We start from the raw sequence: 243 nt of genomic DNA, 5'->3' as shown, positions 1-243 counted from the left end.
ATATCGATCCTGCGGATATTCCCGATACGCTACCGGGATACCTGATTCACCTTAACGGCGAATTCAGTATTGGTGACGAAGTCGCAGCGACGACTTCATCTCTTACCATGGGAACCGAACTTCTGTCTGAAATGGGGTACTGGCAACCGGGGCGTGGCTGGAAAACCACCACTAACCGCCCGGTCGCTGGTGAATATCGAGCCATTGCGCTGGATCTGCAGGGGATTAGCCCAACTCAGGCAG

The 243-nt window shown here is 54.3% G+C and carries 1 protein-coding gene; it reads left to right on the top strand.

Annotated elements, in window-relative coordinates:
• The coding region (locus WG929_RS21215; protein ID WP_416207650.1) for a hypothetical protein at nt 1-243 on the top strand (243 nt) is incomplete at both ends.

Origin of the sequence: Oceanobacter antarcticus, assembly GCF_044962685.1 — a bacterium.
In the GTDB taxonomy this organism is placed as follows: domain Bacteria; phylum Pseudomonadota; class Gammaproteobacteria; order Pseudomonadales; family Oceanobacteraceae; genus Oceanobacter; species Oceanobacter antarcticus.
Note: the sequence above shows the minus strand (reverse complement) of the source record. Positions and strands in the feature narration are given on the sequence as shown.